The organism is Delftia acidovorans SPH-1 (assembly GCF_000018665.1).
Taxonomy (GTDB): domain Bacteria; phylum Pseudomonadota; class Gammaproteobacteria; order Burkholderiales; family Burkholderiaceae_C; genus Comamonas; species Comamonas acidovorans.
The window spans coordinates 5,534,128-5,548,497 of sequence record NC_010002.1 but is presented as its reverse complement, the minus strand read 5'-3'; the positions used below and the strand labels follow the sequence as shown (position 1 = coordinate 5,548,497).

General features: G+C 65.9%; 13 protein-coding genes. All 13 read left to right on the top strand.

The window, feature by feature from the left end; genetic code table 11:
- Positions 1 to 2: 2 nt before the first annotated feature.
- The gene (hflC, locus tag DACI_RS25335) at positions 3 to 893 is read left to right on the top strand and encodes a protease modulator HflC (RefSeq protein WP_012206810.1); all 891 of its coding nucleotides are present in this window, start codon (positions 3 to 5) and stop codon (positions 891 to 893) included.
- Between the two features lie 200 nt (positions 894 to 1,093).
- The gene (locus tag DACI_RS25330; protein ID WP_012206809.1) at positions 1,094 to 2,242 is read left to right on the top strand and encodes an ATP phosphoribosyltransferase regulatory subunit; all 1,149 of its coding nucleotides are present in this window, start codon (positions 1,094 to 1,096) and stop codon (positions 2,240 to 2,242) included.
- Positions 2,243 to 2,281: 39 nt separating this feature from the next.
- Complete coding sequence (locus DACI_RS25325; RefSeq protein WP_012206808.1) at positions 2,282 to 3,658, top strand: adenylosuccinate synthase; 1,377 nt, start codon at positions 2,282 to 2,284, stop codon at positions 3,656 to 3,658.
- A 43-nt stretch (positions 3,659 to 3,701) separates the two neighbouring features.
- Positions 3,702 to 4,226 (top strand): phosphoribosyltransferase, encoded by a 525-nt coding sequence (locus DACI_RS25320; protein ID WP_012206807.1) that lies wholly within the window; start codon positions 3,702 to 3,704, stop codon positions 4,224 to 4,226.
- Between the two features lie 182 nt (positions 4,227 to 4,408).
- Positions 4,409 to 5,641 (top strand): YncE family protein, encoded by a 1,233-nt coding sequence (locus tag DACI_RS25315; RefSeq protein ID WP_012206806.1) that lies wholly within the window; start codon positions 4,409 to 4,411, stop codon positions 5,639 to 5,641.
- Positions 5,641 to 6,459 carry a polysaccharide deacetylase family protein gene (locus DACI_RS25310; RefSeq protein WP_012206805.1) on the top strand — a complete coding sequence of 273 codons (819 nt, stop codon included), beginning with the start codon at positions 5,641 to 5,643 and terminating at the stop codon, positions 6,457 to 6,459. The genes DACI_RS25315 and DACI_RS25310 overlap by 1 nt, the downstream gene beginning before the upstream one ends.
- A 39-nt stretch (positions 6,460 to 6,498) precedes the next feature.
- Entirely contained in the window at positions 6,499 to 7,479 is a 981-nt protein-coding gene (locus DACI_RS25305) for a sterol desaturase family protein (RefSeq protein WP_012206804.1), read from the top strand.
- A 15-nt stretch (positions 7,480 to 7,494) separates the two neighbouring features.
- Positions 7,495 to 8,394, top strand: a complete 900-nt coding sequence (locus DACI_RS25300; RefSeq protein WP_043782572.1) for an EI24 domain-containing protein — start codon at positions 7,495 to 7,497, stop codon at positions 8,392 to 8,394.
- Complete coding sequence (locus tag DACI_RS25295; protein WP_012206802.1) at positions 8,391 to 9,209, top strand: competence/damage-inducible protein A; 819 nt, start codon at positions 8,391 to 8,393, stop codon at positions 9,207 to 9,209. Before DACI_RS25300 ends, DACI_RS25295 begins: the two co-directional genes overlap by 4 nt.
- 236 nt (positions 9,210 to 9,445) lie before the next feature.
- Complete coding sequence (gene glnA / locus DACI_RS25290; RefSeq protein ID WP_012206801.1) at positions 9,446 to 10,861, top strand: type I glutamate--ammonia ligase; 1,416 nt, start codon at positions 9,446 to 9,448, stop codon at positions 10,859 to 10,861.
- A gap of 180 nt (positions 10,862 to 11,041) precedes the next feature.
- Complete coding sequence (locus DACI_RS25285) at positions 11,042 to 11,545, top strand: hypothetical protein (RefSeq protein WP_012206800.1); 504 nt, start codon at positions 11,042 to 11,044, stop codon at positions 11,543 to 11,545.
- A 30-nt stretch (positions 11,546 to 11,575) separates the two neighbouring features.
- Positions 11,576 to 12,652 (top strand): nitrogen regulation protein NR(II), encoded by a 1,077-nt coding sequence (gene glnL, locus DACI_RS25280; protein WP_012206799.1) that lies wholly within the window; start codon positions 11,576 to 11,578, stop codon positions 12,650 to 12,652.
- A 45-nt stretch (positions 12,653 to 12,697) separates the two neighbouring features.
- The gene (gene ntrC, locus DACI_RS25275; RefSeq protein ID WP_012206798.1) at positions 12,698 to 14,269 is read left to right on the top strand and encodes a nitrogen regulation protein NR(I); all 1,572 of its coding nucleotides are present in this window, start codon (positions 12,698 to 12,700) and stop codon (positions 14,267 to 14,269) included.
- The last annotated feature ends 101 nt before the right edge of the window (positions 14,270 to 14,370 follow it).

The window sequence follows — 14,370 nt, the reverse complement described above, 5'->3', positions numbered from 1 at the left end:
AAGTGAACCGAGTTGGATTTTTCATCACCAGCATTCTTCTGGCGCTCGCGCTGCTCAGCTCCATGCTGTTCGTCGTCGATCAGCGCCAGTTCGGCGTGGTCTATGCCCTGGGTCAGATCAAGGAAGTGATCACCGAGCCGGGCCTGAACATCAAGATGCCGCCGCCGTTCCAGAACGTGCGCTACATCGACAAGCGCCTGCTCACGCTGGACAGCACCGACACCGAGCCCATGCTCACTGCCGAAAAGCAGCGCGTGGTCATCGACTGGTACGTGCGCTGGCGCATCTCCGATCCGTCGGAGTACATCCGCAATGTGGGCCTGGACGAGTCGGCTGGCGCCATGCAGCTCAACCGCGTGGTGCGCAATGCCTTCCAGGAGGAAATCAACCGCCGCACCGTGCGCGAACTGCTGTCCAGCAAGCGCGATGCGCTGATGAACGACGTCAAGCGCGAAGTGCTGGAGACCGTGCGCGGCGCCAAGCCCTGGGGCGTGGACGTGGTCGATGTGCGCATCACGCGCGTGGACTATGCCGAGACGATCACGGAATCGGTCTACCGCCGCATGGAAGCCGAGCGCAAGCGCGTGGCCAACGAGCTGCGCTCCACCGGCGCCGCCGAAGGCGAGAAGATCCGCGCCGAGGCCGATCGCCAGCGCGAGATCACCATCGCCAATGCCTACCGTGATGCCCAGAAGATCAAGGGCGAGGGCGATGCCGAGGCCGCCCGGACCTACGCCGAGGCCTTTGGCAAGGACCCGCAGTTTGCGCAGTTCTACCGCAGCCTGGAGGCCTACAAGGCCAGCTTTGCCAAGAAGAGCGATGTGCTCGTGCTCGATCCTTCGCAGACCGATTTCTTCAAGGCCTACCGCAGTGGTGGAAGCTCTGGAAAATAAGCGCGCCTGAGCGGCAATGCCGCCCGGCCCCTGCACGGCGCCCCTGTTGGGGCGCCGTTTTTTCTTGCGCCGCCGCTGTCGCCCGTGCACCGAATCGATTCGGAATACCGAACACCCGCCGTGGGCCTTGGGTCACCCCCAATTTGGGCTGGCCCGCAACAGCCGGTAGAATCACGTTTTTAACAGCCTCCCCCTTTTCCATGTCTGCTTGGGTCCTGCCGGATCACATCGCCGATGTCTTGCCTTCCGAGGCCCGGCACATCGAAGAATTGCGTCGAGGCCTGCTCGATACAGCGCGTGGCTATGGCTATGAACTGGTCATGCCGCCCATGCTGGAGTACCTCGAATCCCTGCTCACCGGCACAGGGGAGGCGCTGGACCTGCAGACCTGCAAGCTCATCGACCAGCTGACAGGCCGCACCATGGGTCTGCGTGCAGACACCACGCAGCAGGTGGCCCGCATCGACGCCCATCTTCTCAACCGCAAGGGCCTCACGCGCCTGTGCTACTGCGGCCCCGTCGTTCATGCCCGCCCTGACCGCCCCCGCGCCACGCGCGAGCCGCTGCAGTTCGGTGCCGAGATCTACGGCCACCAGGGCATGGAAGCCGACCTGGAGGCACTGCACCTGGCGCTGGACTGCCTGCGCAGCGCAGGCGTCACCAACATCAATGTCGATCTGGCCGATGTGCGCATCGTGCGCAGCCTGCTGGCTGGCGTGATGGTGGACATGCAGGTGCTGCGCGGCGTGCACGCTGCGCTGGCCGCCAAGGATGCGAGCGAGCTCGAGCGCCTCACACGCGACTTCCCTGCCGCCTCGCGCGAAGGCCTGATGGCCCTGCTGCAGCTGTACGGCGGCATCGAGGTACTGGACCGCGCCGAGAAGCTGCTGGCCCGCACCGCAGGCGTGCAGCCTCTGCTGGACCAGCTGCGCTGGCTGGCGCAGCGCCTCGAAGGCGTGAGCGTGAGCTTCGATCTGGCCGATCTGCGCGGCTATGCCTACTACAGCGGCACGCGCTTTGCCATCTATGTGCCGGGTGCCAGCGATGCGCTGGTGCGCGGCGGCCGCTATGACGAGGTGGGTGCGGTCTTTGGCCGCAACCGGCCCGCCGCCGGCTTCAGCCTGGACATCAAGCAGCTCGTCGCCGTCGTGCCCGAGCGCCCGCTCAAGGCTGCCATCCGCGCGCCCTGGGGCGACGATCCCCAGGTTGCGGCTGCCATTGCTGCATTGCGCCGGCAGGGCGAGACCGTGGTCTGCGTGCTGCCAGGGCATGAAAGCGAAGTGGACGAATTCCACTGCGACCGCGAGCTCGTGCAGGTTGCCGGGCAGTGGGCCGTGCAAGCCATCTGACGCATTTGTCAATTTCTTCGGATTTCATCGGATTTGAATATGAAAGCTACCAAAGGTCGCAACGTGGTCGTGGTCGGCACCCAGTGGGGTGACGAAGGCAAGGGCAAGCTGGTGGACTGGCTGACCGAAAGCGCCCAGGGCGTGGTCCGCTTCCAGGGTGGCCACAACGCTGGCCACACGCTGGTCATCAACGGCGTGAAGACCGCACTGCACCTGATCCCCAGCGGCATCATGCGCCCCGGCGTGAAGTGCTATATCGGCAACGGCGTGGTGCTCTCTGCCGCCAAGCTGTTCGAGGAAATCGAAGGCCTGGAGAAGGCCGGCGTGCAGGTGCGTGACCGTCTGCGCGTGTCCGAAGCCTGCCCACTGATCCTGCCTTTCCACTCCGCGCTGGACGTGGCGCGCGAAGCTGCGCGCGAGCAGGGCGGCACTGAGAAGATCGGCACCACCGGCCGTGGCATCGGCCCCGCCTACGAAGACAAGATTGCCCGCCGCGCACTGCGCGTGCAGGACCTCAAGTACCCCGAGCGCTTCGCCACCAAGCTGCGCGAACTGCTGGCTTTGCACAACCACATCCTGGTCAACGTGCTGGGTTCGAAGAACTTCACCTTCGGTGACGCGCTCAAGCCGTACATCAAGGATGGCGAAGTGCAATTCGACGCGGTGTACGAAGAGGCCATGCGCCATGCCGAGCTGCTCAAGCCCATGATGGCCGATGTCTCGCGCGAGCTGAACGCCGCGCACGCCGAAGGCGCCAACCTGCTGTTCGAAGGCGCGCAGGGCACGCTGCTGGACGTGGACCACGGCACCTATCCCTATGTCACCTCGTCCAACTGCGTCGCCGGCAATGCGGCTGCAGGCTCGGGCGTGGGCCCCGGCATGCTGCACTACATCCTGGGCATCACCAAGGCCTACTGCACCCGCGTGGGCGGCGGTCCTTTCCCCACCGAACTGGATTGGGAAAAGGAAGGCACGCCGGGCTGGCACATGAGCACCGTGGGCGCCGAAAAGGGCGTGACCACCGGCCGCTCGCGCCGCTGCGGCTGGTTCGACGCCGCGCTGCTCAAGCGCAGCGCCCAGGTCAACGGCCTGTCGGGCCTGTGCATCACCAAGCTCGACGTGCTCGACGGCCTGCAGGAACTGCTGCTGTGCGTGGGCTACGAGCTCGATGGCGAGAAGATCGACCTGCTGCCCATGGGCGCCGACGAGATCGCCCGCTGCAAGCCCATCTATGAGTCCATCCCCGGCTGGACCGATTCCACCGTGGGCGTGACCGACTACGACAAGCTGCCGGCCAATGCCCGCCGCTATCTGGAGCGCATCGAGGAAGTGACGGGCGTGCCCATCGCCATGGTTTCGACCAGCCCCGACCGGGATCACACCATCCTGATGCAAAACCCCTACGCCGCCCAGTGAACCACTGGCGGCTGAACCCCAAGATTGAACCAGGAGCCATTCCATGCTGACGGAAGACGGTCAACACCTGTATGTGAGCTACGACGAATACCACGGACTGATCGAAAAGCTCGCGATCAAAGTGCACCAGTCCGGCTGGGAATTCGACACCATTCTCTGCCTGGCCCGTGGCGGCCTGCGTCCCGGTGACATGCTCAGCCGCATCTTCGACAAGCCGCTGGCCATCATGTCCACCAGCTCCTACCGCGCCGAAGCCGGCACGGTGCAGGGCCATCTGGACATCGCGCGCTTCATCACCACGCCCAAGGGTGAGATCGCCGGCCGCGTGCTGCTGGTCGATGACCTGGCCGACTCGGGTCACACGCTGAACGCCGTGATCGCCATGCTCAAGACCAACTACCCGCCGATCACCGAACTGCGCAGCGCCGTGATCTGGACCAAGGGCCTGTCGGCTTTCACGCCCGACTACTCGGTGGACTACCTGCCGACCAACCCCTGGATCCACCAGCCCTTCGAGCACTACGACACCCTGCGTCCCGAAAAGCTCATGGAGAAGTGGAAGATCTGATCGCCACTGCGCCTTTGGGCGCATGCCAGCGAAGGGAGCCTGTCGGCTCCCTTTTTCGTTGTGGCGGGTATTTCCATGCGCCGTTGTCATGCCTTGATGCAAGTCATGGATTGGCGCGCTTGCCGCGATATCTCGGGCCAACGTCGCGCAAATGTCGGTTTTTTGCACAGCAGCAAAGGCCGATGCCCCAGAGCGTCCGAGGGGCTGATTGGCGCAGCTACACTGCGCAGATTCTCAGAAGGTGGTGCTTTGTGAAACGTCTTTCCGTCGGGCGCTTGAGCGCGGCTGTGGCTTTGGTTGTGGGCGGCGGTGCGCTGGCCTGGCTGGCTGTGGCATCCCTGCCCGGATCCAAATCGGCCCGCGCGGCCTCGGCCACGTCTGCTGCCGTGCAGGCGCAAGCCGCATCGGCCCAGGCGGCCGCCGTTCCTGCCGCGCCTTCCGTTCCCTCGGCTACGGCAGCTCCCGCGGCCCCGGTCGCGCGTGTCACGCCGCCACCGCAGACCCAGGGCCCCACGCCCATCTTTGTGCTCAACTCGCTTGATGCCAACATCAGCATCGTGGACCCGGTCACCTGGCAGGAGACGGCACGCATTCCCACGGGCAAGGAGCCGCATCACCTGTACCTCACGCCGGACGAGAAATCGCTGGTCGTGGCCAATGCGCTGGGCGACACCCTGACCCTGGTCGATCCGCGCACGGGCGAGGTGCAGCGCGTGATCCGCGACATCATCGACCCCTATCACCTGCGCTTCAGCCCGGACATGAAGTGGTTCGTCACGGCGGCCAACCGCCTCAACCACATCGACATCTACCGCTGGGATGGCCAGAACCCGCAGCTGGTCAAGCGCGTGCCCACGGGCAAGACGCCCAGCCATCTCTGGATCGATGCCAAGAGCACGACCATCTATTCCACCATGCAGGACAGCGATGCCCTGGTGGCCATCGACATCGCCACCCAGACCATCAAGGCCCGCGTGCCCACCGGCCCCATGCCGGCCGATCTCTATGGCAGCCCGGACGGCACCAAGCTGTTCATCGGCCTGACCGGCAGCGATGGCGTGGAAGTGTTCGACATCACCGGCCCCGAGCCGCGCAGCGTGGCCCGCATCAAGACAGCCGCTGGCGCCCACGCCATGCGCGCCGCCGGCGACGGCCGCCACCTGTATGTGAGCAACCGCGTGGCCAACACCATCAGCAAGATCGACATGCAGACCAACCAGGTCGTGGCCAACTACCCGGCACCGGGCGGCCCGGACTGCATGGACGTCTCCGCCGACGGCCGCTACCTGCTGGTCAGCTCGCGCTGGGCGCGCAAGCTGTCGGTGATCGACACCGTGGAAAAGAAGGTGGTCCAGCAGGTCAAGGTCGGCAAGTCGCCGCACGGCGTGTGGACGCTGGCCCACGCGCAACGCTGATGGACCGCCGTCTCTTTGCGCAATCGCTGGCCGGTGCGGCGGCTTTCGGCCTGCTGCGCCCCGCCTTGGCGGCAGGGCAGGGCACAGGCTGTGCCAAGACCGTGTATCTGACCTTCGACACGGGCCACATGGGCATTGCCGACCTGGTGGCCGATGTGCTCAAGCGCCATGCGGTGCCAGTGACGTTTTTCGCGGCCAACGAGCCCACCCAGCAAGGCGATGGCAGCCTGGGCGAGACATGGGCGCCCTGGTGGCGCGCACGCGCTGCCGAAGGCCATGAATTCGCCTCGCACACCTACGACCACATGTACTGGCGCGGTGATCTGCGCGCCTCGAAGAACGGGCCGGTCACGGGTTTTCGCGTGCGCCCCTCGGCAGGGCCTCGCGCCAACGAGACCTTCACGGTCGATGCGGCAGGCTATTGCGACGAGATCCGCCGATCCGCACAGCGGCTGCAGCAGATCACCGGGCGCAAGCCCCTGCCGCTGTTCCGTGCGCCCGGCGGCAAGACCTCGCCCGCGCTGCTGGATGCCGCGCGGCAGGGCGGCTACATGCATGTGGGCTGGGCCAGCGCGGGTTTTCTGGGCGATGAGCTGCCCAGCGACCGCTACCCGAATGCGCAGCTGCTGGCCCAGGCGCTCAAGAACATCCGCAGCGGAGACATCCTGCTGGCCCATCTGGGCATCTGGTCACGCAAGGACCCCTGGGCACCTGCCGTGCTGGAACCTTTGGTCACGGGCCTGCTCAAGCAGGGGTTCTGCTTCCGCACGCTGCGGGAGCATCCCGACTATCGGGATTGGGTAGCAAAATTCGCATAGTGTCCGCGCGCGCAGCGCGGCGGGCGATGGGAGCGTGGTGTGGACTGGTGGATTCAGTGGTTCGGTAATGCGCAGCAGCGCCTGTTCGAGGGCGTTGTCCAGCCCCTGCTGTTCGGCCTGGGGCAGGCCAGCCTGCTGGAGGACGCCTATGGCGCCACGGGCTGGCTGCTGGTGGGTCTGCTGCAGATCTTCATCATGGTGGCGGTGATCGCGCCGCTGCAGTACTGGCGGCCCGTCGAGCCCGTTACCGACCGGCGCGCCATCCACGTGGACATCATCTACACCGTGGTTCACCGGCTGGGCCTGTTCCGGCTGGCCCTGTTCTTCACGCTGGACCCGCTGTGGGACGAGCTCATGGGCCGTCTGCATGTCTGGGGGCTGCCGAGCTTTCACCTCGACGGCGTGTGGCCCGGCGTCACCGACCTGGCCTGGGTCAGCCTGATCATCTACCTGCTGGCCTTCGACTTCCTGGACTACTGGATACACCGCGGCCAGCACAGCATCGGCTGGTGGTGGAAGCTGCATGCGCTGCACCACTCGCAGCGCCAGATGACGGTGTGGAGCGACAACCGCAACCACCTGCTCGACGATGTGATCCGCGACACCATCATCGTGCTCGTGGCCCAGCTCATCGGCGTGGCGCCAGGCCAGTTCGTGGCCATCGTGGCCTTCACCCAGCTCAGCGAGAGCTTCCAGCACGCCAACCTGCGCGTCTGGTTCGGCACCATCGGCGAGCGGCTGTGGATCAGCCCCCGTTTTCACCGCCGCCACCACGCCATCGGCATTGGCCATGAGCCCATGGCGCCCGTGCGCAACAAGAAGGCGCATGGCAACAACTTCGGCGTGCTCCTGCCCTGGTGGGACATGCTGTTCGGCACCGCCAACTTCGAGCTGCGCTTCGATCCCACCGGCGTGCGCGACCAGGTCCAGCCCAATGCCCAGGGCCAGCTGCGCGACTACGGCCAGGGCTTTTGGGCCCAGCAATGGCGTGGGTTCCTAAGGTTGATGGGTCGCGCTTGAGGCTGGGCTCGGGGTATGCTTGCCGGCATGGGCTTGCTACTCGATTCCTTCTGGCGTGCGACGGCGTATTGCCTGCATAAGCGGGTGATTGCATGGTCGCTGTTTCCCTTGCTGTTCATGGCCATCACGGCCTGGCTGCTGGGCTATTTCTTCTGGGCCGATGCCGTCGTCTGGACGGAAGGGGTCCTGCAGGGCGTGGGCTGGCTGCACACCGTCTGGTCCTGGATGGGCGTGCAATCGCTGCCCGAGCTGGTGGCGCCGGTGCTGGTCGTGCTCTCGGTCACGCCGGTGCTGGTCGTGGTCTCGCTGCTGCTGGTGGCGCTGTTCATGACGCCGGCCCTGGTCGAGCTGGTGGCCCAGCGGCGTTTTCCCGCGCTGGAGCGCAGGCAGGGCGCCACCCTGGTCGGCAGCCTGGTGTGGTCCGCAGGCTCTTCGCTGATTGCCTTGATCGCGCTGCTGGTGTCGGTGCCGCTGTGGTTCGTGCCGCCCCTGGTGGTGGTGATCCCGCCGCTGATCTGGGGCTGGCTGACCTACCGCGTCATGGCCTTTGACGCGCTCTCTGCCCATGCCAGCAAGCCCGAGCGCCGCAGCCTGTTCCTGCGCCACCGCCTGGCGCTGATGCTCATGGGCGTGGTCTGCGGCTATCTGGGCGCGGCGCCGGCCATTGTCTGGGCCTCCGGCGTGGTCTTCATCGCGGCCTTCTGGATACTGATTCCGGTGGCCATCTGGATCTATGCGCTGATCTTCGCTTTCTCCTCGCTGTGGTTTGCCCACTTCTGCCTGGCCGCGCTGCAGCGCATGCGCGAGGAGGAACCGGCGCTGCCCGACACCCCCATCGTGCCCTACGCTCCCGACGCGCCGCTCGGAGCCGGCGCGGCCTCTCCCCCCTCCACCCCGCAAGAAAAGACCTCATGACCCTTCAAGTAGGCGCACTCATCATCGGAGACGAAATCCTGTCGGGCAAGCGTGCCGACAAGCACCTTCCCAAGCTGATCGAGCTGCTGGGCGCGCGTGGCCTGTCCCTGGCCCATGCCGAGTACGTGGGCGATGACAGGGCGCGCATCACCGACGCCCTGCGCCGCGCCTTCGCATCGCAGGCCGTGGTCTTCAGCTTTGGCGGCATAGGCGCCACCCCCGACGACCACACGCGCCAATGCGCGGCTGAGGCCCTGGGCGTGCCGCTGGCACTGCACCCGGAAGCCGTGGCCCTGATCCGCGAGCGCATGCGCGATGTGGCCACCGAAGAAGGCAAGCCCTACGAACCCCAGCGCGCCGACAACCTGCACCGGCTGCAGATGGGCAACTTCCCCGAAGGCGCGCGCATCATCCCCAACGTCTACAACAAGATCCCGGGCTTTTCCTGCTCGGGCGCAGCGGGCACCGTGCACTTCGTGCCCGGTTTCCCTGTCATGGCCTGGCCCATGGTCGAGTGGGTGCTGGAGCAGCGCTACGCCAAGCATTTCCACAGCACGGTGCAGCGGGAGCATTCGGTCATCGTCTACGGCGGCATGGAAGCCACGCTGACGCCGTTGATGGTGGCCATAGAGCGCGATCACCCGGGCGTCAAGGTGTTCAGCCTGCCCAGCGTGGATGATTCCAAGCACGGCCGGCACATAGAACTTGGTGTCAAGGGCGAAGCTGGTGCCGTCACCAAGGCCTGGCCCACGCTGCTGGAAGGTTTGCACTCATTTGGTGCAAGTCTTGGCCCTGAATTGGTGCGCAATATCTGATTTACGGGCCGGTTCCTGAATCTGCACCGATTTGGTGAAGATGCCGGGCGGTGGATCGAATGCCGACAGAGGCTTCAATGTCATCCACAAGCCCTTCCCAAGGCGGCAGAATCACGGGGCTGGCGCGCCAAGCAGGTGCCAGTCTGCAGGCATGCACTCAATGGATGCAGCCTGGCACGCAAACTGCTTAAGAGTATTTATCTTTTTTGATCAGCCAGATTGGCAGGAGAGATCTGATGGCAAAGACCGTTGCAGACGTGTTGAACATGGTGAAGGAGAACGAGGTCAAATTCGTGGACCTTCGTTTTACGGACACCCGTGGCAAGGAGCAGCACGTCACGGTGCCGGTGTCGCACTTCGACGAAGACAAGTTCACCTCGGGCCACGCCTTCGACGGCTCGTCGGTGGCAGGCTGGAAGGGCATTGAAGCATCTGACATGCAGCTGATGCCCGATCCCGCTACCGCGAACATCGACCCCTTCTTTGAAGAGACCACGCTGTTCCTGCAGTGCGATGTGATCGAACCCGGTGATGGCAAGGCCTACGACCGCGATCCCCGCTCCGTGGCCAAGCGCGCCGAAGCCTATCTGAAGGCATCGGGCCTGGGCGACACCGCCTACTTCGGACCCGAACCCGAATTCTTCATCTTCGACGGCGTGCGCTGGAACACCGAACCCGGCAGCACCTTCTACGAAATCGAAGAGTACGAAGCACCCTGGAATTCGGGCGCCAAGTTCGAATCCGGCAACCGCGGCCACCGTCCGCGCAACAAGGGCGGCTACTTCCCCGTGCCCCCCGTGGACAGCACCCAGGATCTGCGCGCCGAAATGGTGCTGCTGCTCGAGCAACTGGGCATTCCCGTCGAAGTGTTCCACCACGAAGTGGCAGGCGCCGGCCAGAACGAGATCGGCACCCGCTTCAGCACCCTGGTGGAGCGTGCCGACTGGACACAGGTCATGAAGTACGTGATCTGGAACGTGGCCAACACCTACGGCAAGACCGCCACCTTCATGCCCAAGCCCTATCCGGGCGACAACGGCTCGGGCATGCACGTGCACCAGTCCGTCTGGAAGGATGGCAAGAACCTGTTCGCAGGTGACGGCTACGCCGGCCTGTCCGACTTCGCGCTGTACTACATCGGCGGCATCATCAAGCACGCCCGTGCCCTGAACGCCATCACCAACCCCGGCACCAACAGCTACAAGCGCCTGGTGCCCGGCTTCGAGGCTCCGGTCAAGCTGGCCTACTCGGCCAAGAACCGCTCGGCATCGATCCGCATCCCCTACGTGGCCAACCCCAAGGGCCGCCGCGTCGAGGCACGCTTCCCCGATCCGCTGATGAACCCCTACCTGGGCTTCTCGGCCCTGCTGATGGCAGGTCTGGACGGCGTGGAAAACAAGATCCATCCCGGCGAAGCCGCGACCAAGGATCTGTACCACCTGCCCCCGGAAGAGGACAAGCTGGTGCCCACGGTCTGCCACAGCCTGGACCAGGCCCTGGAAGCGCTGGACGCGGACCGCTCGTTCCTGACCAAGGGCGGCGTGTTCTCGGACAGCATGCTCGATGCCTACATCGAGCTGAAGATGGGCGAAGTGACCCGTTACCGTCAGGCCGTGCATCCGGTCGAGTACGACATGTACTTCTCGCTGTAAGGCGAGTCGGCAAAAAGGCGGCGCAAGCCGCCTTTTTTGCTTTCGGCCAGGACCTGGGTATGCTGGGCGCGGAACCAAAAGGGGTTGGCCCGCTCAAGAAATGACGTCCAGCCCGGAAGATGGAGCGATACTTGCCCGGATAAGCCGGGCCCTTCCGATCTGGCTACCCGAGGGAATGGAATGAAGAAACTGTTTGTGTCACTGCTGCTGCCCCTGCTGTCGGTGGGAGCCTGGTCCCAGGACGTGATCTACCGCTGCGGCAACGAGTACACCAACAACGTCAGCCAGGCCAAGGCCAAGGACTGCAAGCCGGTGGATGGCGGGCATGTGACGGTGATCCATGGCGGCAGCAAGCCGGCGGCCTCGGGCGGCAGCCAGGCACCGCGCACCTCCGCCACTCCGGCCGCAGGATCGCCCGCTCCGGCCAAGGTCAATAGCAGCGCCCAGAAGGCCCGCGACTCCGACGCGCGGACCATTCTGGAAAGCGAGCTGGCCCGCGCCCAGGAGAAGCTGACACAGCTGCGTCAGGAGTACAACGATGGCAATCCCCAGCGCACCGCATTGGAGTTGCGCAATCCCCAGGGCTATCTGGAACGTGTCGAGCAGCTCAAGAGCAGCATCTCGCGGCAGGAAGGCGATGTCGCCGGCATCCGTCGTGAGCTGGATCGACTTCCCAAGAACTGACGGGCCCGTGCGGCCCACCGGAGCCCGGCCATGATCCAGGACGACCGGCCGGCGCCCCCGGCCTCCTATCAGGCGCTTGACCTGCTGTGCACGCTGATGACCGTGCTCGACGAGCAGGGTGCCGTGCTTTTCGCCAACGCAGCCCTTGAAAACGCACTGGGCCTGTCGCGCCGCATGCTCGAAGGCAGCGAGCTGGCGGCCTGCTTCACCGAGCCTGCCTTGCTGGACAAGGCCTTGCGTGGCGCCCAGGACAACGACTTCGCGGCCCTGCGCTTCGAGGCCAGCCTGCACCGCGTGGGCGGCGATGCGCTGCCCGTGCACGTCACGGTCTCGCTGGCCGAGCGGCCCGGCCATGTGCTGGTCGAGTTCTGGCCGCTGGAGCAGCAGGCCCGCCAGGACCGCGAGGAGCGGCTGCGCGAGCAGGCCCAGGCACACAAGGAGCTGATCCGCAACCTGGCCCACGAGATCAAGAACCCGCTGGGCGGCATCCGTGGCGCAGCCCAGCTGCTGCAGATGGATCTGGACGCACCCGAGCTGCGCGAGTACACCGAAGTCATCATCCACGAGGCCGACCGGCTGCAGGCGCTGGTGGATCGGCTGCTGGCGCCGCACCGCCATCCGCATGAGGTCGGTGACGTCAACATCCACGAAGTCTGCGAGCGCGTGCGCTCGCTGGTGCTGGTCGAGCACCCTGCCGGGCTGACCATCACGCGCGACTACGACATCTCCATCCCGGAGTTCCGGGGCGACAGCGCCCAGCTGATCCAGGCCGTGCTCAACATCGTCCAGAACGCCGCGCAGGCGCTGCAGGAGCGCATTGCGGCTGGTGATGCCGAGATCATTTTGCGAACGCGTGTGGCCCGGCAGGTAACTTTTGGTCGCCAGCGCTATCGGTTGGCATTGGAATTGCATGTGATCGACAACGGGCCAGGCGTTCCCGATGCCATCAAGGAGCGGATCTTCTATCCGCTGGTATCGGGAAGGGATGGCGGTTCGGGACTGGGGCTGACGCTGGCGCAGACCTTCGTGCAGCGCCACCAGGGGCTGATCGAATGTGAAAGCCAGCCGGGACGCACGGATTTCCGCATCCTCATTCCCCTGCCTTGAGGCCCACGGAAGTCAACACTGCAACAAGGGAAGGATGCACCACCAATGAAACCGATCTGGATCGTGGATGATGACCCTTCCATCCGCTTCGTGCTGGAAAAGGCACTGGGCAGGGAAGGCTGGGCAACGCGCAGCTTCATCCAGGCGCGCGATGTGCTCACGGCACTGTCCGATGTCGATGCCGGCGACCCGGCGCGCCAGCCACCCCAGGTGCTGGTGAGCGACATCCGCATGCCCGGCGGCTCGGGGCTGGAGCTGCTCGAGCAGATCCGCGCCCAGCAGCCGGGCCTGCCCGTCATCATCATGACCGCGTACTCCGACCTGGACAGTGCCGTCTCGGCCTTCCAGCGCGGAGCCTTCGAATACCTGCCCAAACCCTTCGACCTGCCCAAGGCCGTGGAACTCATCCGGCGCGCCGTCGAGGAAAGCCTGCGCGAGGATGTGGCGGAGGCCCAGGCCCCGCTGCAGGCCGAGATGCTGGGCCAGGCGCCTGCCATGCAGGACGTGTTCCGTGCCATCGGCCGGCTCAGCCAGAGCCAGGTCACGGTGCTGATCACGGGCGAGTCGGGCTCGGGCAAGGAGCTGGTGGCGCGCGCGCTGCACAAGCACTCGCCCGTGGCGGGCGGCCCCTTCGTGGCCATCAACACCGCCGCCATCCCCAAGGACCTGCTGGAGTCCGAACTGTTCGGCCACGAGCGCGGCGCCTTCACTGGCGCCCAGACGCAACGGCGCGGACGCTTCGAGCAGGCCGAGGGCGGCACGCTCTTTCTCGATGAAATCGGCGACATGCCCTTCGACCTGCAGACGCGCCTGCTGCGTGTGCTGTCGGACGGGCACTTCTACCGCGTGGGCGGCCACCAGGCCGTCAAGGCCCATGTGCGCGTCATCGCCGCCACCCACCAGGACCTGGAGCAGCGCGTGCGCAACGGCGGCTTCCGCGAGGATCTGTTCCACCGCCTCAACGTCATCCGCCTGCGCCTGCCCGCGCTGCGCGAGCGCAATGAAGACGTGCCCATGCTGGCTCGCCACTTCCTGCAGCAAAGCGCGCGGCAACTGGGCGTGGAGCCCAAGCGCATGGGGGTCGATGCCATGCAGCGGCTGCAGACCTTCGCCTTCCCCGGCAACGTGCGACAGCTGGAGAACATCTGCCACTGGCTGACCGTCATGGCCCCTGCCCAGGTCATCTCGGTCAAGGACCTGCCCCCCGAGGTGCTGGGCGAAGCCGCCCCGCCCGTGGGCGGGGGCAACGGCGGCGTGCCTGCACCGGCCGCGCTGCCGCATGCGCCGGCACCGCTGGCGGAAGAGGGCCTTGGCCGACTGGCCGTGCCCGTGTCCGCGCTGGCCCCGCCGCATGACACCGCCCTGGCCGCTTCCGACCTGGACTGGGTCCATCTGCTGGGGCAACAGGCGCGCCAGCTGCTGGAGCACACCCACGCCCAGGGGCATGGTGAAGTCTGGGACCAGCTGTCCCGCCGCTTCGAGGCGCAGCTGATCCGCTCGGCCCTGGCCGTCACCCACGGCCGCCGGGTCGAGGCCGCCCAGCGCCTGGGCATTGGCCGCAACACCATCACCCGCAAGCTGCAGGAGCTGGGCATGGACGAGGACGCCTTCGAGTAAGGCAAGCCGGTGGGCGGCCGGGCCCTTGCCTCGGCAAGGGTCCGGCTCCTACAGGCCGGCGCCCGGGGTGCTGACGGGCCGGGCCGCCCGGGCTTGGGACA